18 protein-coding genes and 1 tRNA gene are annotated in these 24,249 nt (G+C 36.7%); 9 read left to right on the top strand and 10 right to left on the bottom strand.

The window, feature by feature from the left end; translation table 11 throughout:
* Positions 1–1,422: 1,422 nt before the first annotated feature.
* Positions 1,423–2,436 carry a DUF3667 domain-containing protein gene (locus tag KEM10_RS14540; RefSeq protein ID WP_212216753.1) on the bottom strand — a complete coding sequence of 338 codons (1,014 nt, stop codon included), beginning with the start codon at positions 2,434–2,436 and terminating at the stop codon, positions 1,423–1,425.
* A 374-nt stretch (positions 2,437–2,810) separates the two neighbouring features.
* Here KEM10_RS14540 and KEM10_RS14535 point away from each other — a divergent pair, with 374 nt between their 5' ends.
* Genes KEM10_RS14535 through cobT form a run of 4 tightly spaced genes read left to right on the top strand, consistent with a single transcriptional unit; the run spans position 2,811 to position 7,343 of the window.
* Positions 2,811–4,295, top strand: coding sequence for a cobyric acid synthase (locus KEM10_RS14535; protein ID WP_212216752.1), 1,485 nt, complete (start codon positions 2,811–2,813; stop codon positions 4,293–4,295).
* Positions 4,288–5,328 carry a pyridoxal phosphate-dependent aminotransferase gene (locus KEM10_RS14530; protein ID WP_212216751.1) on the top strand — a complete coding sequence of 347 codons (1,041 nt, stop codon included), beginning with the start codon at positions 4,288–4,290 and terminating at the stop codon, positions 5,326–5,328. The genes KEM10_RS14535 and KEM10_RS14530 overlap by 8 nt, the downstream gene beginning before the upstream one ends.
* Positions 5,328–6,266: an adenosylcobinamide-phosphate synthase CbiB gene (gene cbiB / locus KEM10_RS14525; protein WP_212216750.1), complete on the top strand. Its 939-nt coding sequence runs from the start codon at positions 5,328–5,330 to the stop codon at positions 6,264–6,266. The genes KEM10_RS14530 and cbiB overlap by 1 nt, the downstream gene beginning before the upstream one ends.
* Positions 6,267–6,278: 12 nt before the next feature.
* Positions 6,279–7,343, top strand: a complete 1,065-nt coding sequence (gene cobT / locus KEM10_RS14520) for a nicotinate-nucleotide--dimethylbenzimidazole phosphoribosyltransferase (RefSeq protein WP_212216749.1) — start codon at positions 6,279–6,281, stop codon at positions 7,341–7,343.
* A 55-nt stretch (positions 7,344–7,398) separates the two neighbouring features.
* Here the strand turns inward: cobT and KEM10_RS14515 are convergent, their stop codons facing one another.
* The 7 genes from KEM10_RS14515 to KEM10_RS14485 form a co-directional block, all read right to left on the bottom strand.
* The gene (locus tag KEM10_RS14515; protein WP_212216748.1) at positions 7,399–8,046 is read right to left on the bottom strand and encodes a DUF4956 domain-containing protein; all 648 of its coding nucleotides are present in this window, start codon (positions 8,044–8,046) and stop codon (positions 7,399–7,401) included.
* 24 nt (positions 8,047–8,070) lie between these two features.
* Positions 8,071–8,838 carry a polyphosphate polymerase domain-containing protein gene (locus tag KEM10_RS14510; RefSeq protein WP_212216747.1) on the bottom strand — a complete coding sequence of 256 codons (768 nt, stop codon included), beginning with the start codon at positions 8,836–8,838 and terminating at the stop codon, positions 8,071–8,073.
* A complete protein-coding gene (locus tag KEM10_RS14505; protein WP_212216746.1) occupies positions 8,819–9,544 on the bottom strand; it encodes a DUF2490 domain-containing protein in 726 nt (241 codons plus the stop codon). The genes KEM10_RS14510 and KEM10_RS14505 overlap by 20 nt, the downstream gene beginning before the upstream one ends.
* Positions 9,545–9,551: 7 nt before the next feature.
* Positions 9,552–9,950 carry a hypothetical protein gene (locus tag KEM10_RS14500; protein ID WP_212216745.1) on the bottom strand — a complete coding sequence of 133 codons (399 nt, stop codon included), beginning with the start codon at positions 9,948–9,950 and terminating at the stop codon, positions 9,552–9,554.
* Positions 9,951–9,955: 5 nt separating this feature from the next.
* The gene (locus tag KEM10_RS14495; protein ID WP_212216744.1) at positions 9,956–13,444 is read right to left on the bottom strand and encodes a CotH kinase family protein; all 3,489 of its coding nucleotides are present in this window, start codon (positions 13,442–13,444) and stop codon (positions 9,956–9,958) included.
* A 332-nt stretch (positions 13,445–13,776) separates the two neighbouring features.
* A tRNA-Arg gene (locus KEM10_RS14490) sits at positions 13,777–13,850 on the bottom strand.
* Between the two features lie 224 nt (positions 13,851–14,074).
* A complete protein-coding gene (locus tag KEM10_RS14485) occupies positions 14,075–14,830 on the bottom strand; it encodes a NigD1/NigD2 family lipoprotein (RefSeq protein ID WP_212216743.1) in 756 nt (251 codons plus the stop codon).
* A 253-nt stretch (positions 14,831–15,083) separates the two neighbouring features.
* On the opposite strand from KEM10_RS14485, the gene KEM10_RS14480 reads away from it, so the two are divergent.
* From KEM10_RS14480 to KEM10_RS14470, 3 genes are all read left to right on the top strand, one after another.
* Positions 15,084–16,796 (top strand): M23 family metallopeptidase, encoded by a 1,713-nt coding sequence (locus KEM10_RS14480; RefSeq protein WP_212216742.1) that lies wholly within the window; start codon positions 15,084–15,086, stop codon positions 16,794–16,796.
* 120 nt (positions 16,797–16,916) lie between these two features.
* Entirely contained in the window at positions 16,917–19,055 is a 2,139-nt protein-coding gene (locus tag KEM10_RS14475) for a tetratricopeptide repeat protein (protein WP_212216741.1), read from the top strand.
* Between the two features lie 3 nt (positions 19,056–19,058).
* Entirely contained in the window at positions 19,059–21,065 is a 2,007-nt protein-coding gene (locus KEM10_RS14470; RefSeq protein ID WP_212216740.1) for an AAA family ATPase, read from the top strand.
* Here KEM10_RS14470 and KEM10_RS14465 read toward each other — a convergent pair.
* Entirely contained in the window at positions 21,041–21,676 is a 636-nt protein-coding gene (locus KEM10_RS14465; RefSeq protein ID WP_212216739.1) for a trimeric intracellular cation channel family protein, read from the bottom strand. The two genes, KEM10_RS14470 and KEM10_RS14465, sit on opposite strands and share 25 nt — an antisense overlap.
* Positions 21,677–21,687: 11 nt before the next feature.
* Positions 21,688–22,302 (bottom strand): HAD family hydrolase, encoded by a 615-nt coding sequence (locus KEM10_RS14460; protein ID WP_212216738.1) that lies wholly within the window; start codon positions 22,300–22,302, stop codon positions 21,688–21,690.
* A gap of 138 nt (positions 22,303–22,440) precedes the next feature.
* On the opposite strand from KEM10_RS14460, the gene KEM10_RS14455 reads away from it, so the two are divergent.
* Entirely contained in the window at positions 22,441–23,265 is an 825-nt protein-coding gene (locus tag KEM10_RS14455; RefSeq protein WP_212216737.1) for a mechanosensitive ion channel family protein, read from the top strand.
* Between the two features lie 84 nt (positions 23,266–23,349).
* Positions 23,350–24,234, top strand: coding sequence for a DUF3078 domain-containing protein (locus tag KEM10_RS14450; protein ID WP_212216736.1), 885 nt, complete (start codon positions 23,350–23,352; stop codon positions 24,232–24,234).
* The last annotated feature ends 15 nt before the right edge of the window (positions 24,235–24,249 follow it).

Genomic DNA, 24,249 nt, shown 5'->3' with positions numbered 1-24,249 from the left:
TATTAATGTTGGTGAATTTTGTACAGGCTAAGATGGAATATTATCCTTGTTTTATGATGTAATTATTCATAAATAATGTGTACAAATTCGTCAATTTTATTCTCCAAATCCCGATGCAGTGTATTAGGTTGTTTACGATCAGGTAGTAATGAGTAGGGTACAGAATTACATGAATTAAGTTATAGATTGAAATTTAAAAGCAATTTCGGATAAGTTGTATAATACTGAAAGATGCATTGGATAGCGGTTGGGCCTGTCAATCTACAACTCAGGTATTCCTATTTATAAGAATGTCCGAAGGACATTAACAAAAATAGCCATGGGTGAAACCCGTGGTAAAAAACATTGTTTCACCAACCCTAAAAGGGTTGAATGGTTGTTTTCTTCCTGCGGTAATATTATTATAGATGTATGGTAGTCCTTAACCAGTCATAGATAACGATTTTCTCAATTACCCCATCCCTAAAGGGTGTTGAGAAAATCAGTTGCACCCTTTAGGGTTGGGGGTAATCAACTGATTTTGATACGCTAGTTATAAACAGCACAATAAATACTAACTATATTATTATATTAAAACACCTCATCCCGGCCTTCTCCTTTAGGATGGGATGGAGGAATGGTTAATTACATTCTAACCAACAACTTTCTTTGACTACCAAACAAAGAAAGTATCAAAGAAAATTCGCCACGAATGCTGCCTTATTGAAAAGTTTACCGCCGCTTCGACAAGCTCAGCGTGCTGCTTCGATACTTCGATAAGCTCATTATTTAACAGGCTCAGCAGATACTCATCACCCAAGACTAAACCTATTTTACCTCTCTGAGGTAGGAAATGCAATGTTTTAGTCAATGTAGAAAATTTCATTGAATAGTGGGAGGGCCAGTCAATCGACAACTTAGGCATTCAGATTTTTAGAATGTCCGAAGGACATTAACAAGAATAGCCGCAGGTGAAACCCGTGGTAACAAAGCAATGTTTTACCAACCCTGAAAAGGGTTGAATGGTTGTTTTCTTCCTGCGGTAATATTATTATAGATGTATGGTGGTCCTTAACCAGTCATAGATAACGATTTTCTCAATTACCCCATCCCTAAAGGGTGTTGAGAAAATCAGTTGCACTCTTTAGGGTTGGGGGTAATCAACTGATTTTGATACGCTAGTTATAAACTATACAATCAATACTAAGTATATTATTATATTAAAACACCTCATCCCGGCCTTCTCCTATAAGGAGAAGGAGAGGTTAATTACATTCTAACCACCTTTCTTTGATTCTTTCTGTAGCTGAAGACAGAAAGAATGTAAAATAAGTGATGGTTAGAAAAAGAAAAGAGAACACTTTGTTGTAAATCATGTCTTCCTCTCCTTGAGGAGAGGTGAATTTAAAAGCAACACTTTAATTAATAGATTAAACTGTTACTCTACATCACAAAAAAGGTTATGACAAATAATGTAATTAAACCAACAAGCAGAACAAATCCGTATAAAAACCAGACCAATGTTAACTTAAAAAAAGTATTTATCCATTTGCGATGGTATAGTTTCCGGGCTCCAACTACCTGGTAAATGGGCGTTAATAGGTACAGGTATCCGGTCCAGGCGGTACTGTGATTAGGAAATAATAATGCCATGCCTGCCACTATTGCTGTAATAGTAAAAATGAATGAATGAATGTTTAGTGCAAAAATCAGATGCCCTATATATAAACTCTTACTTCTGTAAAATAAAATCCATAGAAAAAATGCGAAGATGGGCATAAATAAAAATAAAGCCCACGAAGTAAACTGGAAGAGCTTACCAGTGTATAGCTCTGGATGTTCCTGGATTAATTTCGCTGTCTTTTCATACTTCGAATCATCTTCATCATCTGTGATGATATCTTTAATTATACCATTAGTAATAACGTTGATTGTATCTCTTTGATCGGCAACCTTTTTATATTTTTGATAGGATGCTGAATCAAGAGATTCTTTTAAATTATTATCAACTAATGTTTGAATAGAATCTTTTAAAATCTGCACAGAGTCGTTGGCAATAATATTACCATTCAGGTTCACAACCGAATTTGATGAATCCTGCATACTCTCTTTAATAGAATTGCCGGTGATGGTAGATATTAATAGAAACATAACAAAGCTGGCAAACACATAAAAGCGAAAAGGAGGCATATAACGGGCTCTTTTGCCATCTAAGAAATCCTGAGTTAGTTTACCGGGTTTAAACAGAATTGCCACCAGCGTTTTTACTAATCGTGTGTCAAAAGAAACAAAGGTTCCCATAAAATCAACAATCATAAACCTTATGGGGCGTTCTATTTCTTTAACATGCTGACCACAATTGGGGCAATACTGACCACTAAAGGAGGTATCGCAGTTTTTACAAACAATTTCTTCTTTGTTTATTTCCGGGTTAGATGTATGGTTATCCTTACTCATTACACTAGGTTGATTCGGTTTAGGAACTCAAAGATAAAATTTTTTACTCTATTATGAGAAGTCCTTTTTTTTGAGGGGTATGTTGCTTTTTGCAATGCTGAAGTGATTTAATCGATACAGAAAGTTTTATTGGATAGTGTGAGGGCCTGTCAAACCGGGAAGACCATTGTAGGGGTGAATACCTGATTTGTTTATTAATTCATCAAAGGAGCTTGCTTTTTCTTATTGGGTGTTAATAAATTCTGATAAAAGCTAATCCTTTACTTAGTCTGACTTTGCCGCTTATTCTGTTTTAGAACATGTAGGCATTTTAAAAAGGAGAAGTCTCGTACAGACCTAAATCCTTATCTTTGCACAAATTTTCAACCTTAGCCATGAAATATTTACGTCCTCTAATGATAGTAGGAACCTGCTCCGATGCAGGCAAAAGTGTCATTAATGCCGGTATTTGTCGTATTCTAAAACAGGATGGTTATAAGCCGGCTCCTTTTAAGGCGCAGAATATGTCCTTAAATAGCTATGCCACTCCCGAAGGATTTGAAATAGGACGAGCGCAGGCAACCCAGGCAGAAGCGTGTGGTATTCCTTGTCATTCCGATATGAATCCGGTGCTGTTAAAACCAACAGGAGATATGATGTCGCAGGTTGTTTTAAACGGTAAGCCGGTAGGTAACCGATCGGCCTATGAATACTTTCGCTCTAATAATAGTCAGCCATTATTCGATGCTGCTTATGAGGCTTTTGAAAGACTGGAGCAACAATATTCTCCCATTGTGTTAGAAGGAGCGGGATCTATCTCGGAATTAAATCTGAAAGAGCGCGATATTGTTAATATGCGTATGGCTATTCGTACGGGAGCAGCTGTTTACCTGGTAGCTGATATTGATCGGGGAGGCGTGTTTGGAAGTGTTTACGGAACGGTAATGTTGCTTGACGAAGAGGAGAGAAAACATCTGAAAGGAATAATCATTAACAAGTTTCGTGGCGATATCCGTTTGTTTGATGAAGGAAGAAAAAAAATAGAAGAGTTAACCGGTGTTCCAGTGGTAGGGGTAATCCCTTACTTTAGGGATATATATATCGAAGAGGAAGATTCGGTGGTTTTAGACCAGAAACAACGAACGGCTGTTGATGGGAAAGTAAATGTAGCAGTAGTGTTATTGAATCAGATGTCGAACTTTACTGATTTTAATGCCCTGCAACACGATGAGCGTGTCAATCTTTATTATTCCGATCAACTAAATGAAATTCAGAAGGCAGATATAGTTATTTTGCCCGGATCAAAAAATACAATAAAGGATTTACTCAATCTGAAAGAAAAAGGTATTGATAAGCTGTTGCTACAGATGAAACAGGCAGGTAAAACAGTTATCGGTATCTGTGGAGGGTATCAGATGATGGGTAAAGATATAGCCGATCCGAATGAACTGGAAGGGAGCACCAGGCAAATTGATGGTTTAAATTTATTACCCGTAAAAACCATCATTACAGATGATAAACAAACGATTCAAACCAAATTCCGATTCCTCAATAATGATGAAGCTTGTGAAGGATATGAAATTCATATGGGACGAAGCGAGGCATTAAAAGGTATTGAGCCTTTAGTAAGGTTGGAAGATGGTTCCGTTGAAGGAACATATCTGAATCAGAAATGCTGGGGATCGTACATGCATGGTATTTTAGATAATCAGGTGGTAATTGACCATTTATTGGCACCATATACCCATTATAAGGTAACCACTTTGAATTATAAGGATTTTAAAAACAAAGAATACGACAGGCTGGCTGATCATCTAAGAGCCAATCTGAATATGGATTATATATATAAAGTAATGAAGGGAGAAGAGGCCAATGCTTAATCAGTTTGATCATGGTGACGACGGCTATAAATACCAATATAAGGTAAAAGCTGATTTCAGCACCAATGCATGGTATTTGGGGCCCGATCCGAAGTTATTAGAACATCTGAAAGAACAAATCGACCTGATCGAATCTTATCCCGAACCTTATGCTGAGTCGCTGGTACAGTTATTGTCAGATAAGTATCAGATAAACAGTAATGGTGTGTTGGCATTGAATGGTACTATTGAAGCCATTTTTTTAATAGCTCGTTATTTTGCGGGTAAAAAAAGTCGTATAATCAGTCCTACCTTTTCAGAATACGAGCATGCCTGCCAGGTTCATAATCACTCCATCAGTTATTGTGGCCTTAATTTTATTAAGGAAGGTATGCAGACTGATTTTGATGTTTTGTGGATTTGCAATCCCAATAATCCAACGGGCCAAGTCATTAAGCCTGAAATATTGTTCGCACTCATTCGCAATAATCCGCAAACCACCCTTGTAATTGATGAGGCATATGTTGATTTTTGTATGGAAGACATTAGTCTGGAAAGTAAGGCGGGGCAGATTGAAAATCTGATAATTTTAAAGTCTCTTACTAAAAATAACTGCCTTCCCGGATTACGTTTAGGATATATGCTTTGTCACCCCAATATGGGTAAACGTTTAAAAAACATTCAATCGCCCTGGTCGGTAAATGCATTGGCTGTGGAAGCAGGTAAATATGTATTGAATCATCCGCGTATAATGCTAGAAGATCTTTTAGCCTATCATTCTTTGGCCGGGCAGCTGGCTGAAGAAATCAAACAGTTAGGATGTGAAGTACAAGCCTCACAAACCGGGTATTTTCTTGTTAGATTACCTATTGAAGCTGCCATAGTAAAAGAATACCTGATGAAGGAAGAGGGACTGCTTATTCGTGATGCCTCTAATTTTCGCACCTTATCTCCGTATCATATTCGCATTGCCAGTTTAAGTGCTGAAAAAAATCAGCTATTGGTTAAGGCGCTTCAAAAATGCTTGTCATCCATTAAAATAGAGCGATACTAATGGAGTTATTTCTAACGATAGGAGCAATTGCTTTTGCTTATGTGTTGGATTTGATAATGGGTGATCCTCTTTGGTTACCTCATCCCATTGTATACTTTGGGAAAGCTATTTCAACTGGGGAAAAGAGTTTAAATAAGGGAAGCAGGCAGTTTTGGAAAGGAACCTTATTAACATTGATTTTACTAATGGTTGTAATAGGTTTCTTTTATGGCCTTCAACAACTAACACGGTTAGTGCATCCTGCTGTGTATGCCTTGTTTGTGATGATATTCTTCTTCTTTGGCATTGCCAACCGCACTCTTATACACGAAGGACGAATGGTTTTTCAGGTTCTGGATCAAAAGGGTTTGGAAGCTGGTAGAAAGCAATTGTCAAGGATTGTTGGAAGAGATACCTCGGGATTGGATGAACAGCAGATACGAAGGGCCGTACTCGAAACCATGGCCGAAAATTTGAGCGACGGTGTTGTGGCTCCTATATTCTGGTTTGGAGTTGCGGGTATACCGGGTATGATGGCTTACAAAATGATAAACACATTAGATTCGATGATTGGCTATAAGAATGATCGATATCTGTATTTTGGAAGGTTTGCTGCTCGCTTAGATGATGTTGTGAATTTTATTCCGGCCCGTATAACCGGATTATTAATGACCTTTGTGGCTCCTTCCTACAAAGCATTTCAATTTATGAGGTTGTTTGGTAAGAAACACAGCAGTCCCAATGCCGGATATCCTGAGTCTGCTTTGGCCGGTATTTTAAATGTTCGCTTTGGAGGCCCCAATATTTATCACGGACAATTAGTAGACAAACCATATATAGGAGAAAATGAGCGCCAATTAACATATCACGACTTTGTAATTGCATCTCGCATTAATCATTTAGTGTGCCTGGTGTCTGTTTTACTAACCATAACTCTACAATTAATTATTAACCTTTAAAAACGAAAGAAAGTGTCATTTACCATTGAAATACCTTCAATACATTCCGAGTTGGAAGAACAAATACAATATAAGATTGATCAAAAAGCAAAGCCAATAGGGTCGTTGGGTCAGATGGAAGAGATAGCTTTAAAGATTGGTTTAATACAAGGGAGCTTAACTCCTGAACTTAAAAAGCCTGTAATGTTAACGGTAGCCTCTGACCATCATATTTGTGAAGAAGGAGTTAGTCCTTGTCCGACTGAAATTACCTGGCAACAATGTTTGAATTTCCTGAATGGTGGAGGTGGTATTGGTTTATTCAGTCAGGAATATGGTTTTGACTTAAGGGTGGTTGATGCTGGTGTTGATTATGATTTTAAACCCCATCCTAAATTAATTGATGCAAAGGTACGTAAAGGAACCCGCAACTTTTATAAAGAACCTGCCATGACACATGAAGAGTGTTTGAAGGCTTTGGAAAATGGCAGAAAGGTTGTTGCCGATTTAAATGAGTCAGGAACCAATGTGGTAGGTTTTGGTGAAATGGGTATTGGTAACACGTCGCCAGCTTCTGCATTAATGTCGGTATTGACCGGGATGGATATTGAAACTTGTGTTGGGCCTGGATCAGGTTTAAGTAAAGAAGGAGTGAGGCAAAAGGCCCAGATATTAAAGCAGGCCATAGAAAAACACGGAATCTCTGCTGATCCGTTCGAAAACCTGGCTCGTTTTGGTGGTCTTGAGATTGCAACAATTGCAGGAGGTATGTTGGAAGCCGCCGCCCGTCGAATGGTTATTATCACTGATGGTTTTATTACCACTTCAGCCTTGCTGGTAGCTTATTTTATAAATCCTAAAGTGGTTGATTATGCATTTTTCTCACATCAATCACAGGAGCAAGGACATCAAAAGATGGTTGAATATCTGGGTGGAAAAGCTATTCTTGATTTAGGCTTTCGACTGGGAGAGGGAACGGGTTCGGCAGTTGCTTATTCGGTAATAAAAGGTTCGGTTACCATGCTTAATAAAATGACTTCGTTTGATGAAGCAGCTGTTTACAATACGGCTAACGATGATATTAGAATAGAAGCTTAGAAAAAGAAAAAGCCCGGTTCAACCGGGCTTTCTCTTCTTAATATATGTATCATCTTTAATCGTCGTCGTCATCAATCTCACTTGTGTTCACATTGCTGATCTCATCGGTATAGTAATACACAATGATTTGCGCTGTATCTCTTAAGAAGTTTATTTTGCCAATGTCGATACGATGAATCGGAAGATCGGTTCTTTCTCTTAAATCTTCAATTAATTCTTTTCGTTTACCTGCTTTTATCAGCTCAATCTTCTCGTAGGTAATTAGTTTGCTCGATTCGTGCTTAAGCAACCATACTCTTTCTAAACCAAAGGTAATACCCAGAATAACAAAGTTGGTGAATCCTAATTCAATAAAACTTACGTTCTGACTACTTAAAGCGTTGATAACTGCAATTCCAATTGTAAGAAACAGGTAAGTCATTTCTTTGATAGGAATCTGTGTTGTTCGGTAGCGAATAATACCAAAAATGGCAAACAGACCTAATGCAAACCCAAGTTGTAGTTTAACACTTTCAAGCAAGAAACATAAAAGAAAAACAATGGTACCTATCAATAAGAAGGTGAACAGGTAATCTTTTCTGCGGGTTTTCTGATAATATAAAAATCGAACCAATAATAAGGTAACTATTAAGTTAAAAGAAAATCGAATTAGCAAATTCAGAAATTCTCCCCAGTTAATCATTGTTGTGTTTGTAAAATCCATGCAATGGTAATTGATTGGTTAATGTTAGTTTAATTTGAATTTTTCAAGTAACTCAAATTTTTGTTTTAAACGGTTAGCTTTTATGTTGGTATGTAATGAGGCTGCACCTAAACAATATTTGCTGCACGACTCTGGTCGGATGCCATGTTTCTTTAATATTTGCATTCCCATTGAGTTAATGTTAAACTTAGATTGTTTAAACTCAATAATGGCAGCATCAGGGAAATCAGCATCCTTATCATCGCCATGAGCAAAAGAAAGATCAAAGTCAATAGTCAATCTCTCGTCACTACCAACAAGGGTAATTCGATAGAATTGATTAGAAAGCTTTAACTCTAGTTCTTCCATTTTATACGGACTGTTTTCTTCTATAAAACTACTCTCATTTGATGACATATCATGGTGATCCTTCTCAATTCTTTTTTTAATAGTCCGTCTTTTATTGTTTTTATATTTCACCTCCAGAAAAAGTTTACCTGAAGCAACATATTCTCGTTTTCTGATTTTAAAGCGGTTGAGTTTGCCATTGTGGTGGGCCTCATACATGCTAAAATCATGAGTGTCGAAATATTCGGTTTTATATAAAAATACTCTTTCGTTGTTAATGTCAAGTACCTGGTAGTTTCCTTGCACATCTTTTAATAGGGCAGGTAGAATTGATATAGGGACAATGAATTTTGTATCAATGCGATTCATTAAACTCACATGGTTCATATCATCCAATGTGATCGGCGTGAATCCCAACAGTACCTGTTTTATTTGATTAGCTATATTATTTGGATTTGGTTTCATCTTTATCCTTCTTCTTTTTCTTCTTTCTTTTCAAAAATTTTGGCTCATACTCCAATCCCACTAAAAGGATATTTGTTAAGTCAGGGTTTGCTACATCAAACTCATTTTGTCTTTTATATGATATTTTGGCATTCAGCCTTTTATTTATCTCACGTTCAATATTAATAAACCAACGTCTTTTCCATTCGCCGGCATCCTTAGCCGGTGCAATAGCAATATAATGCTCAACTCCTGCACTTGGTTCAACAGGCCAGTGCTTATCGCGGTATTTAATAGTTAATTTATGGCGATGTCCCATGTAGTCAATTTGCCCGTCAGGTGAGCTATTGATATTGATGAAATCATTCTGCCATATACCCCGGTATTGCCATCTGAAATGACCTGTTTTAAGTTGGTATTTCAGGTAAAGCGAAAATCTGTTTCTTCTTCTGTTATTAATTTTTTCGTAATCAGTAGTGTATCTGTAAATACCTCCAATATCAAGATTTTTAATTGGCTCATATCCTAAATTAAACTCCGTTTGCCAAGAACTTAACCGGCTTGAGTTTTCAAAAAACCTTAATTCGGGTTCAACAGAATAACTGATTTTCTTTGAAATTTCACCTTTTACCGAAAAATTCCACCAGGTAACAAAATCTTCAACTTGTGCATTTATTGTGTTTACTGTGAGTAACAAAAAGGTAATTAAATAAAACCGTTGTCTCATCATACCTCTATTTTATTACTACCATATCTTCCACTGTTACTACTTGATCTTTTTCAGTAATGCTTACTTCTCGCATAACAGTGGTGAGCTGCGAGGTCATATTGTAATCAAGCGTTTTATCTTTTGAGTAGGTGTAAATGGTGTAATCGCCTTCTCTTAAATAATTAAACTCAAAGTAACCATCGTAATTAGTTTCAATTTTATCTCCAAAATAGGGATCGTCTCCGTATATAATATAAACATCATATGCTTGAGCAGGAAAACTGTCCCGTCGGAAGGTAAAATCTACATTCCAGTCTTCCATAATTACTGTCCCGGTAATTTTGGCTTCTCCACCTTCTCCCGGTCCTTTTTCGCAAGAGATCAAAGCAATAATGGCAATAAGTAATAATCCAATCTTCTTCATAAGAATTAGTTAGTGATAATGATTTTAATGGTTTGATGTTTTCCTTGTCCGTATAGGCTTAGCAGATAAACACCTTGAGGCAGATTTTGATTTAACTGCAGGTTTATTTGTTGTTTACCTTCGTAATAGTATTGTTCGTTACTTCTGTATGTAACGGTGCCGCTAAGGGTTGTTATCTCTATGTGATATTCGCCTTCTTTTGTTGCATTGAAATATACAGTGGCAATATCTTTAAATGGATTTGGTACACATTGTAGCTGGGCATCCAAAGTTTTTTCGGCATAGAAAATACCTGTACTTGCTTGAGAGCGGTTGATTTCACCAGGTGTTCCTCCATCAGCTGAAGCTTCCCAATTGTTACCCAGGTAATTATCAGAGTCAGGCTCGATTAATTCGGCTGAAGCTCCAGTGCCATTAGCTTCACTTGGCCATGATCCACTAGGATAATAATCAACAAAATCAATTAGTTTACCTTGGTCGTCATAAAGTCTTAAATGATCGCCTAAGCTACTTAATCCAAATTCAAACTCACCAATTACATTATTAACCATTGGATAAGTCGTTTTGAATTTTTCTAAATCTTTACACAACACAATATACTGATCGGGTGCCAGTATAATTGATTTATCGATATATAATGAAGAATCTCTTTGTGTATCATTAAAAGCCCAGTTTAATAAGTCAACACTTGTTGCTCCGGCGTTGTACAATTCTACCCAATCACCTGGTTTTATGTCAGGTGATGATTTATAGAATACTTCATTAAATATTACTTTAACGTCGTTATCCGTGGCAGCTTCAAATTCAGCTGTTAGGTTTAGAGAACCCGATAAATTGGGTGATATTTTGCTGATTTCAGAAGTATAGTCACCCGTCCATTTTACAAATCGATATCCGGGATTAGGAACTGCAATTAATTCAATTTCAGAGTTAATGTAATAGTCGTCACTATATGGGAAGCTCTTAATGTTTCTTTGATTTACCTTTATATATCCCATATTTCCATTGGCATCAAGATTAACCAAAGACTTTTGAGTAAAACCAAATAAATCTCTTAAATGATTTTCGAAATGATAAGGTCGGTTATTGGCAAATGTTTTTAATTTTTCAACCTCGCTATTCCAACCGCTATAGCTGAAATTCCACCTATTATTATGCTGGTTTATTTCGCTGCTATAGATCTGTTTAATTGAATCAACTTTGGCATTCACCACACTTGGTTTCCAGCAAGTATTCAGGTAATGCTTGGCTCTTTTAACAAATTCTTCTCTAAATTGACTGTTGGTTTTTAATTTTCGGAATACCAAAGTAGACCATGCAGGATTTTGAAAATCGCCTATATTACCCAAAGCATATGAAAGGGTGTTGTATGTGTAGTTTGAATTACCATATAAGCTAAATCCAAAGTCAGTATCGTACAAAATCCAACGGAAACGACTTTTATTACTTGTGGTATTCCAGAACTTTATGTTATTGCCCGGCCAGTCTGTATTATCTATGTAGGTTTGGGCCAGTACATAATCAATGTAATTCTCAATGTCAATATATTCTTTTACCTTCTCATAATTCGCATTGGTGCTAAGGTTTGCATTAGAAATGAAATTGAGAAATTCCTGATATTTGTTATTGTTACCATTAACTACGTCTCCATTCAGTTCTAGAATATTTACACTGTCAGATTTAATGTATGTATTATCTGAAATGAAATGTTCATTGATTTTTTCTCGCAGATTTAATATTCCAAAATACTCACCGTTGATATAAACAACGGTTGGCTGGAAAGCCTGACTCTCTAATTGTAATGGTTTCATCATATGATTTACTACACCATCGCGAAGGTGAGTATAATAGAAATCGTTCCCTGAATTACGTAGGATTAAGGCTTCGAACTTGTCGTTGTCTCTACTCTCGAAAAACTTATAGCAGAATGATCCGTCGCCATATTCTTTGCGGGCAAATAGTGCCATTGACTTTTGCGGATAAGCTCTTGTCCACGCTCCATATATTTTAACTCCTGCCCCTTGATCAATTTGCTTAACATTATTGGTGTCGTAAAATTCGAAATGAACCGGTTTTTCCCAATCCATCCAGAAGTTGGCTCCAAAATAAGGATCGGATGATTGCGCATTGGGGCCTTTTACATAGATTCCGGTATAATAATCCCATAAATTATCAGGATCGGTAGATAAACAAATAACTGGTAGATCGTGTGACTGTCCAATAATATAAGTGTTGGATACTACAGGTCCGGCCAGTTTTCCTGCGTCAATCACACGTGCCCTGATAGCACTTGTTGAACTTACTGAAATAGCAGAGCTATATAAGTTACTCGAAGTGGTTGGGATTGATCCATCGGTTGTATAGTAGATACTAGATGAAGCGTTATTAGGATTTGATAGTGTTAATGAAACGGTTGAAGTGTGTTTTCCTCCTTCAACAGAAAACTTAACCGAATCAGTTGTCAGTGTGGTTGAGTAGTTGCCTGCATTGGCTGCTGAAGGTGTTGGAGAATCAAAATATACCCATTGGCTATTGCCATCCGTTATTCGTCCGTAAGAGATATCGGCATTTAGCCTGGTGGCACCAACAGAGTCAACAAACGATTTGTTGTTGAATAGATAGATAGACTCTCCGTCAGCTTTGATTTTAAAATTGGTATGAAGATATGATGTAGGTAGATCAAGAATCTCTGATGCAGTATGCCCTTGAGATGTTTTTAATCCTAAAGTTAGAAAAGGAATACAGGTTATATCTGAAGAGGTAAGGCTGTGGTTGTGAACCTGTATAGCCAATACATTTTCACCTTCCTGCAGAATGTCTTCCCAGGTAAGTAATTGAAATTCATTTGGAGGAAGTCCTTGATAAATCTGAGCTTCATGATCGTATGTGTCTGCAGCCTGATTATAGGTAACCGTAGTTCCTGGTGTGCCCAAATTATCCCGTGCTATTTCAAAACCATTAATGTATGCTACAAAACCATCATCATAATCCATGTGCAGCACTACTTGTGCAACATTAGCTAAGTCGTCAACAGTAAATTTTGTTCGAACAAAAACACTCATCGCTGTTTCTATCACTGTAGCATCATCGTTATCGCCATATCCTATACCACTTGGACCACTGGACCATGAGGTGTCATCAAAATTTAAACTATTCCATGAGGTCTCAGGCTGTTGACTTGGAACCAGATACTGGAAATCATCACCTTGGTCAATAACGGTATACCACTCTGTTACTAAATCGGTACGATTTTTACCAGATGCAAAAATTAGCATATGCGATTGCCCTGATAATTGTGTGGATGGTAACTGCCATTTAAGTGTGTCGGAAAGATCATCTGTTAATGAGTAGCCCGATAGATTAATGGATGAAGAAGAAGTGTTGTAAAGTTCAATCCAATCCGGGTAGTCTCCATCATCATCTGTTTGACCCGTAACATTAGAGGATACGAACTCATTAATTTTAATTTGGCTATATCCAGATAATGATCCCATAAATAGTAGCATCAAAAAAAGGATACCCAGCCTTGGGGTGGCGGATAAATTACGCATAGCTGATTTTCATAAATTTGGAGTGTAATAATACTTTAATTTAAAGTAAAATCAAAACCACAAAATTCACGAAAAACTCACATTAAATTAACCTTTATGCTAGTGAAAATACCTATATGAAAGGGGGTGCGTAATATTTGCTTTAATTACACTTTGGCAGGTGATGCTTAATTTGTGGCATAAATTGCCAAGAAAGTAATATAGGATTATTGAGGAATTGAGATTATTTGCGGTGTTTTATACAAAAAAAGGTTGTCAAAATTGACAACCTTTTGTGATCTCGGCAGGACTCGAACCTGCAACCTCCTGGGCCGTAACCAGGTGCTCTATCCAATTAAGCTACGAAACCATTTTGTTAGCATTTTTGCTGAACCCCTTGGCTCAAATGCGGTGCAAATATAGATAAAATGATGTTTTGATGCAAAATTCTAAATCTTAAAAAATGCAAAAAAATCAAGCTGGATTTTCAATGGTTTAAAATTCAGCCAGTTTATCTTAATGTTTGATAAAACAAAATGCCGGACAAATTCTTGTGCCGGCATTTTGTGGATATATTTATAGATCAAATGTGACTTATTCAACACTATCACTAATGTTTTCCATATTCATTTTTTGCAATGCTTGTGGTTCTTTTTCAAGAAAAGTGTAGGTGAATTGTTTTTCAAAGTTCTCACTTTCGCTTCTACCTGTTGATTTTATAATAAATGTGATTTCCGATTGTCCCGGTTCCTGTAATTCTGTTAAGTCAAACGAAACAAAAGCACGTAAAGGAGGCTCTGTATAAGGGTCGTCGTTCGCATTGTGTCTGATTTCAAAAACCGGAATGCCATCCTCATTAGTAGGATTGTCTATATCACTAACTAAATTAATGTAATGAGTAATCCAGGGAGCTCCTTCGTATATAAAATCGACATTTAAATAGTTGTTCGAAATCCATATGTCCTCTTCTGCATCCGAAAACCAGATAGGGTCGTTTCCTATAGAGTCAGCATTTTCTTTATTCAATTCAATTAACCCTTTGGTTAGAATTTCTCTGTAACCATTTAGTTTAATATAGTGGTTTATTCCTGATTCTTCTGTTCCATCAGACAAAATGGTAAAGTTGATAAACATTCGATCGCCATCTTCAAATCCGTAATCAGGAACTGCTGTTGCAGAAGGGAAAAGTCGTGTTCCACCATCTGTTACAATAACATAACTCTCAGCATCACCTTCAATATTACCAATGGTAATCCACATGTCATCCAATGAGTATCCATCAGAATCATCACAGCTTTGGGTAAATATGCCCATTAATATTACTAATAATCCAAATCCTAACTTTTTCATGTCCTCAACGTTTTATTGATTAGCACTAGATTTTTCAAATATAAAAACAGATTAATTCTTGATAATTGATCTGCTGTTTGTTGTTAATGAGTTATATGAGAAAATTGTGCCAAATATTGTTGCTTAATATTGTTTAACCTTTATGATGAAAAATTAAGAAGAAGGTTGCTTGATTTATGCAATATCATTAGCATTCATTAGTTGTTATTTAATACGTCAAGGTTTATTTTTGCCAAATTCGAAAAAGAGAGAGATGCGAAGAAGATTAGTTTTTACTTTATTAGCTTGTGGTTTAAGTTGGGGTATTATTGCACAGAATGACTCAAGACCCGATTACGTTTTACCTCTTAAAATAAAACCAGTGGTAAGCGGTAGTTTTGGGGAATTACGATCAAATCATTTTCATTCAGGACTGGATTTAACTACCAACGGAAAAACAGGCTACAGGGTTTATTCCAGTGATAAAGGGAGCGTCTCGCGTATAAAAGTATCTTCTGCCGGATATGGTAAAGCGTTGTATATCGATCACCCAACAGGACATACAACCGTTTATGCTCATATGGAACGTTATAGTGATAAGATTGATTCAATTGTAAGAGCTAGGCAGTATGCTGAAAAATCATTTGCAATAGAGTTATTCTTTAAACCCGGAGAGTTACCAGTTGAGAGAGGTGAAGTAGTTGGTTATAGTGGAAATAGTGGAAGTTCGGGTGGCCCGCATTTGCATTACGAAATTAGAGATAAGGCTACTCAACGTCCAATGGATCCTATGCTTTTCAGGAATGATGTAGAAGATGATGTAAAGCCTCAGATTCAAGGACTAAAAGTATATACACTTTCTTCAGAATCGTCTGTAAAAGGCAAGCCTGATGACTATTATTCACCAACCGTTCATTACGAAGGAAAATTTCATCCCAAAGGGTGGAAACAGATAAAAGCCTATGGAAAGATTGGTGTTGGAGTTCAGGTGCTTGATTATTTATCAGATAGTTGGCGCAAATGTGGTGTTTCATCTATTAAGTTATATGCAAACGATACCTTAGTCTTTCATTCACTGATCAATCAATTTAGTTTTGCCGAAACACGATATTTGAATGCTCAAATTGATTATGCAGAAAAGATAAGTACAGGAAAACGTATTCAACGTAGTTTTGTATTGCCAAATAACAGAATAAGCATTAATCAAAAAGCCAATGCTTATACTATTGAGGCCAGGCCCGGGCAAATCTACAATATGAAGTATGTAATTAAGGATGTAACAGGAAATACATCGGAGTTAAACTTTACCATATTAGGAGACGATCCAACTCATTTTACTGAGCACGTTAATGATATGAAAGTATTGAAGTATAATCAGTCGTATTCCATCGATTCTTTAGGTATGAAGCTTGAAATTCCCAAAAATGCTTTGTATGAGAATGCAGAATTACTGATGCATAGGAACGATACGTTGATTGATGGTTTATTATCATCTATTTATACTATTGGTGATAGTCATATTCCTGTTCATAAATATATGACAATAGGTATTCCGGTTAGCGATTCAATAAAGCATTTAAAAGACAAACTTTGTGTTGCAGGAGTAACAGCCACCAATAAAATATATTCAAGGGGAGGGCATTATAAAGATGGATATATTCAAACCTCTACTCGTAATTTCGGACGAATGGCATTGGCTGTTGATACAATTCCTCCGCGTATTAGATTGCGTAAGGCACCTGCCGGTAATAATTATAGTGGACGATCATCAATTGAAGTATTAATATCAGATAACTTTAGTGGTATTAAAGATTATGAATGTTTGATTGATGGAGAATGGGCATTGTTTGAGTACGATGCAAAGAATAGTCGGTTAACAGGTTTCTTTAAGAATATACCAATCAAGAGTGGTAAGCACGAATTGCATGTGACTGTTAAGGATCAAAAAAATAATCAATCGGAATTAAAAGTACCCTTTACACTATAATAGGAATGGTTTTTGTTGGTGAGAAGATGGCTTTTTAACTTTAATCTAAATTAAGGAGTTGCCAGTTGATAATTAATTATATTTGTCAACACTATTTTTTTGAACAGAGCGGACCAATAAATGATTCAACGATATATACTCTTATTAATTGTGGTATTGAGTATTGGCAGTCCTAAAGCTAATGCCCAGATCAATACCGATAGAATGCTTTCAATAGGCAAGAATGCCTTGTACTTCGAGGACTATGTGTTAGCCATCCAGTACTTTAATAAAGTAATCAGGGTGAAACCGTATTTGTCTGAGCCATATTTTTTCAGAGGATTAGCTAAATATTATCTGGAGGATTATAATGGTGCAGAAGTAGATTTGAACACCGCTTTATCAAAAAATCCGTTTTTGGTCGATGCCTACAATGTCAGAGGAATTATAAAAACCAAAAGGAAGGACCATGAACAGGCCATTGATGATTACACGCAAGGTTTAAAGGTGGAACCAAGCAATGTCAACCTGTTAATTAATCGTGGTCAAAGTAAATCGGCTTTAGAAGAGTATGATTCAGCCATTGAAGACTACAACAAAGTGTTGGATAAGAATCCTACGATGTTAAGTGCATATCTGACACGAGGAATGGCGAAAATACATGCTAAAGATAGTGTTGGAGCGCTTGAAGATTTTACTACTGTTATTGAACGGAATCCATATATGGCTGATGGGTTTGCATCCAGAGGTTATTTGTACTATGAAATGGGCAAATATGAGGATGCTTTGACCGATTTTAACAAGGTAATAGGATTAAAGAGTGATGTAGCTCAATATTATATGATCAGAGGAAGTATTCGTTATCAGCTGGATGATTTACGTGGTACAATGAGCGATTTTGAGAAAGTAATAGAGCTGGAACCACAAAATGCGATGGCCTACAATAACAGGGGTATTCTGCGTGCTCAGGTAGGAGACTTAAACCGGGCTATTGAAGATTTCTCAAGAGTTTTGGCCATTAATCCCGATGATTACCTGGTACTGTATCAGCGTGCCCAGATAATGGTTCAGCTCGGTCAGTATCGTCAGGCACTTAACGACCTTAATATTATTGTAGAACAATATCCGAATTTTGGAGCTGGTTATCAGACAAGATCAATTGCTAAACAAAATCTGAATGATGAGGAAGGTGCCAGACTTGATTATATGACAGCTACCAAAATTGAGATGGAACGCAGGGATAAATCAACCTTAGCTCAAGCTACGGGAGATACCGCAGAAGAAAAAGAAAGCGAAGGTAAGCGAACCAAAGCTACACGTAAAAAGTCGGATAAGGATATTAGGAATGCCAATAAAATTGCCGTTCTGGATGATTTCAACGAAGAGGAAACTGATGAACAGGAATTTGCAAGCATTAGAGGGAAAGTGCAGAACCGGAATATTTTCATTGATTTAGAGCCGGTATTTGGACTATCATACTTTTCTGCAGATACAATTATTAATCGTCCAAAGTATTACGAAAAAGAAGTGGCAGCACTTAATAATAAGAAGCTTTATTCCGATGAGTTAAAAATTACCAATCGTGAAATAGAAGCACAAGGTAGTCGTACCATACAAATATTTACCTCAATAAACGAAGTGGCCGATGAGTTAAATGAGTCGGATGCGGATACGGAATTATTACTTGTAAGAGGAGTTCTATATGGTGCAGTAGCCAATTATACCAATTCTATTTCGCACTACAGTAAATTATTGGATGAACAGCCCGATAATGTACTGGCCTTGTTTAACCGTGCCTATATTAGGTATAAGATGGTGGAAGAAATCAGAGCCATGGAGGAAGAAAAAGAGCAAGTGTCAGATCTGAAGTTGCAAGGATCGTTACAAGTAAAAAATAATAGTGCTGATCCAAATCTTTCAGCTAAGGATAAAGAGGTGGAATATGTGGTGGATTATGATTTGGTGATGGCTGATCTTAATCGTGTCATTGAATTATCGCCTAACTTTGAATTTGCCTACTTTAACCGGGGTATATTACATTGTTTAAGACGAGATTTTCTTCAGGGAGTGGAGGATTTTTCAAAGGCTATTGAGTTGAATCCTGATTTCTCGGAGGCTTATTTCAACAGAGGCTTAACGCTTATCTATCTTGAGAAGGAAGAGGAAGGAACTGGTGATTTAAGTAAGGCAGGAGAGTTGGGTATTTACAAAGCGTATAATGTTATAAAACGCTACGGTACGGAGAAATTAGCCAGTGAATCAGTGGAAGAAAAGGAGTAAAAGATGAATCTCTTACCCGAAGTGATTGATACAGATAATGAAGAGTTTCAGGATGCATTTAAACTGATTCAATATACCAATTCTTCGGTGTATCTTACTGGTAAGGCAGGCACGGGTAAGTCAACTTTTTTACGTTACATCTGTCAGCATACACATAAGAAATTTGTGGTGGTAGCTCCAACAGGTATTGCAGCCATCAATGCAGGAGGTGTAACCATACATTCTTTCTTTAAAGTTCCATTTCGACCAATTTTGCCCGATGATCCGGATCTGTCAACTACCAAAGGGCGCATATTCGATTTTTTAAAGTACCGAAAAGCACACAAGCAATTAATTGAAGAACTGGACTTGCTTATTATTGATGAGGTGTCGATGGTTAGGGGGGATATTCTTGATTTTATTGACAGGGTATTGCGTGTGTTTACCAAAAATATGAACCTGCCTTTTGGAGGAAAGCAATTGCTGATGGTAGGTGATGCTTTTCAGCTGGAACCCGTTGTGAAGAGAGATGAGTGGCAGATTCTTCGTCGGTTTTATCAAACACCTTATTTTTTTTCAGCTCGTGTATTTCAGAAGATTCCTTTGGTGCAGATTGAGTTGAAAAAGGTTTACCGTCAAAAAGATGATAGCTTTGTTAATTTATTGGATAGAGTTCGTTTAAAACAAGCAGGTCGCAAAGATATTGAAGCCATTAATGCCAGATGCATTGCAGGTTTTTCAACTCCTGTTGATGAGTTTTTTATTACACTAGCTACCAGACGCGATACGGTGGATTATATCAATGACTCGAAGCTGGAAGAATTGGAGGGGAAGCAGAAAGAGTTTGTTGGAAAAATCTCAGGTGAATTTCCGGAATCGGCATTGCCAACCTTAAGGAACCTGGTGCTGAAAGAGAATGCGCAGGTGATGTTTGTGAAAAACGACATGGAGAAACGTTGGTATAACGGCAGCCTGGGACGAATAGAGGAGATGGATGAGGAAGGAATTCATGTTCGGTTGGAGAATGATGAAATGTATTACGTAGAAAAAGAAGTTTGGCGCAATATCCGTTATAAATACGACGAAGAAAATAATCGTATCATCGAGGAGGAGTTAGGCTCTTTTACACAATATCCGTTAAAGCTGGCATGGGCAATTACAGTGCATAAAAGTCAAGGGTTAACTTTTGATAAGGTGATGCTCGATTTTTCAGGTGGGGCTTTTGCCGGAGGTCAACTTTATGTGGCGCTCAGTCGTTGTCGTTCATTGGATGGAATAGTTTTGAAAACCAGAGTTAGTGAACGCGATGTTATTGTTAAGCCTGAGGTTATCAGGTTTTCAAAAACAGCCAATGATAAGGTGTTGATCGAAAAAGAAATGAATAGAGCAGAGGCCAGAGACCTTTTTGTGGATGCCATGCAAATGTTCAATAAAGATCAGTTCTCAGAGGCTGTTCAACGCTTTGCTTTGGCTAACGAAAAGCAGGAGGCTTTATCTGTTGAGTCGGTGCAACGATTAATTGGGATTAAACTATCAAAAATTAATCAGCTCAAATCGCGAATTAACGATCTTCAGGAGGAGATAACTAAAAGGCAGGAGAGTGTTGAGGATTTTGCTTATGAGTATTACTTGTTGTCCAATGAATGTATAGCTAAATATAAAGATCGTACGGCTGCATTGGCAAACTTGGATAAAGCTCTGAAACTGAATCCTACGTATTTCGATGCTTTGATTCGGAGGGGGCAACTAAGAAGTGAAATTGGCGACCTTGATGGGGCTGAACAGGATTATTGCAAAGCTCATTCTTTAAAAAGACGATCTTACCAGGTTCTTTTTAATAGAGGATGTAATCGTTTACTGTTGAAAAGATTTGAAGGTGCATATAACGATTTTATCCAGTGTATTAATATTAAAAAGAAAAGTGCAGAAGCTTACTATTATTTGAGTGAGGCATGCTATAGAATAGGTGAAGATGATAAAGCCTCAGAATACAGAGAAATTGCTGATTATTTAGGGTTTGAAGAAGACTGATCTTCAGTAATAGTGAGCAATGGTATGGCTAAACTATATTTCACTGCTATTAATCGAATGGTAATTATCGTACCTACTGTAATCCAGGTGTAAGCCAAAGGTGGAAATCCAATATTGCGTAAAATCAAGTATACTATAGATCCGGCTATACAAGCCGTTGCATAAATCTCTCGATGGAAAATTAAAGGTAGTTCGTTACATAAAGTATCCCTTATAATACCACCTACCACAGCCGAAATTAATCCCATAATTACAGCAATAGGTTGCGAAATACCTAGCTCCAGTGTTTTTTCCATTCCTAACACTGTAAAAACACCTATTCCAATAGTATCAAACAGAAACAGTGTGTTTTTTAGTTTGATAACAATCTTTTTAAAGACAACAGTAAGAACTATACCTAAAAGGATAATTAAAAAATAATCGTAAGTTTTAATCCATGTTACAGGCATGTTGCCAAGCATTACATCCCTAACAGTACCTCCGCCAATAGCTGTTACAAAACCAATAAACATGGCACCAAATAAGTCAAGGCGTTTTTGAGCAGCTGTTAAGGTGCCACTAATTGCAAATACCATGGTTCCGATATAATCGAATAATACTATTGGATCCATTAACAACCTATTTACGATTGTGAATAAAATGGTTTTACATCAACAACCTTCATGCCTGCCTTCTGGGCTGCCTCTATTCCTAACTGTCCATCTTCAAAAACCAGACATTTTGAAGGATCAATGCCTAAATAATTGGCCGACTTTAAAAAGGTTTCAGGATGTGGCTTATAGTTTTGAACATCATCTGAAGTTACAATATAGTCAAAATACTGATTTAGTTGAGTTAATTCCAGTATGTTATTAGCCATCTCTTTAGTAGCTCCTGTTCCAACGGTCATTGGTATTTTACTATGAAAATGATTTAGTACCTCTGATATACCCGGAAAAACTTTCATCTTATTAAATTGTCCCTTCACTAAAGCTTCTTTTTTCTCTAATAACTCCTTGGGATCCATCGCTACATTAAAGTCACGAATAATATCTTTGCTAAGTTCTAAAGCGGGTCTTCCGGTTAATTTGATAAAATATTCCATTGAAAAATTAACCTCATTATTACATGCTTTTAACCAAGCAGCGTAATGAACGGGTAAAGTGTCAACCAATGTGCCATCCATATCAAAAATAAGCGCCTCAATATCCTTGTCTTCCAGCACTGTATCAAGCAATGATGTTTTGTTAAGCTTCATATGTTGAATTTTGGGCTGCGAAGGTAATTATTCTGAATTAATTTCTATTAAATTAATGTTAGTACTTGATCTATTTAGAACAATCAACCATTTTTGTAGTTTATTTTAATTGCTAATACAAACTTAACTTTCAAAAGTATGGAAATTTTTGGGTATACAATCGAGACGGAAAAGATCCAGGATTTAGTTATTACCTACGGTACAAAACTAATTATCGGTTTATTGATTCTAATTGTAGGTCTTTGGGTTATTGGATTTATAGTTAGAGGTTTTAAAAAAGTATTGAAGGCACGAAGTGTCGATCCTACATTAGTGCCTTTTCTGGTAAGTATTATTGGTGTTACACTTAAAATAATGTTGGTAATAAGTGTTATTACCTACATGGGTGTTAACATGACTTCATTTATTGCTATACTGGGTGCTGCTGGTTTGGCTGTGGGTATGGCTCTTTCAGGAACCCTTCAGAATTTTGCTGGCGGTGTTATTCTTTTGATTCTTCGTCCATTTAAAGTTGGCGATTTTATTGAAGCACAAGGCTACATGGGTACCGTTAAAGAAATTCAAATTTTTAATACTATTTTGCATACACCAGATAATAAAATGGTTATTATTCCTAATGGAGGATTGTCAACCGGTGCCATGATTAATTTTTCAGCTCAGGACACCCGACGTGTTGATTTTACCTTTGGTATAGGTTATGGTGATGATATTGACAAGGCACGTAATGTGATACTGGGTGTAATTGCAAAAAATGATAAGATACTAAAGGATCCCGAACCATTTGTAGGGGTGATTGAACATGGCGATAACTCTGTTAATTTGGTAACTCGCGTATGGTCAAGTACAGCTGATTATTGGGGGGTATATTTCTTTATGATGGAGAATGTTAAGAAAGAATTTGATGCACAAGGCGTGTCTATTCCTTTCCCTCAGCGAGATATTCATATTATAAAAGAAGACTAAAAAAAACAATAAGCATTATTGGTAATAGTTTGCATCGTATATCTTTGCAAACTATTACTTATTACTAATAAACCTATCTATCTTATGAAGAGAATTCTGTTTGGATTACTTTCATTCATTAGTGTCTCGGTGATGGCACAGAACACAGAAAAAGACACAACTTATTGGACAATTGGAGGAACCTCCTCTTTTACTTTTAATCAGGTATCACTTACTAATTGGTCGGCGGGAGGTGAAAACTCACTGGCAGGTACTGCACTGTTTAACTCCCATTTTAATTATAAAAAAGCCAAGGTTAACTGGGATAACCTTATTGATTTAGGATATGGTTTAACCAAACAAGGAGGAGACAATCCGTTTAAGTCGGAAGATAAAATTTATGTTGTTTCCAAGTATGGTTATTCGGCTGGTAAAAAGTGGTTTTATTCAGCATTGCTAGATTTTAAAACTCAGTTTGATTACGGATTTAGCGATACACCTGAAAATACCAACAAGGTATCGGAATTTATGTCTCCTGGATATTTAAACCTTTCGTTAGGTATGGATTACAAGCCAAATGATAATTTTTCGCTATACATTTCACCGGTTACTTCTAAAATGACTATTGTGTTAGACGATTCGCTTTCGTTGGCGGGTGCTTATGGTGTTGATGAAGGTAAAAATCTTCGCTCGGAATATGGTGCTTCGGTAAAACTAACAGCGAAGAAGGAAAATCTGGTTAAGAATGTGAATGTTTCAACTCGATTAGATTTGTTTTCGAATCTTACTGAGAAGCCACAAAATGTAGATGTTAACTGGGAACTGGTTTTTAATCTTAAGGTGAATGATTTCTTAAGTGCCATTGCATCATTCAATCTTATTTATGATGATGATATTGATTACATCGATTCGGAAGGGGTTAACAAGGGACCTCAAACACAGTTTAAACAGTTGTTTGGTTTTGGTTTAAGTTATGCTTTTGGAAAGTAATTGATATAAAAAATA

The organism is Carboxylicivirga linearis, from assembly GCF_018271995.1.
Lineage (GTDB): Bacteria > Bacteroidota > Bacteroidia > Bacteroidales > Marinilabiliaceae > Carboxylicivirga > Carboxylicivirga linearis.
Note: the sequence above shows the minus strand (reverse complement) of the source record. Positions and strands in the feature narration are given on the sequence as shown.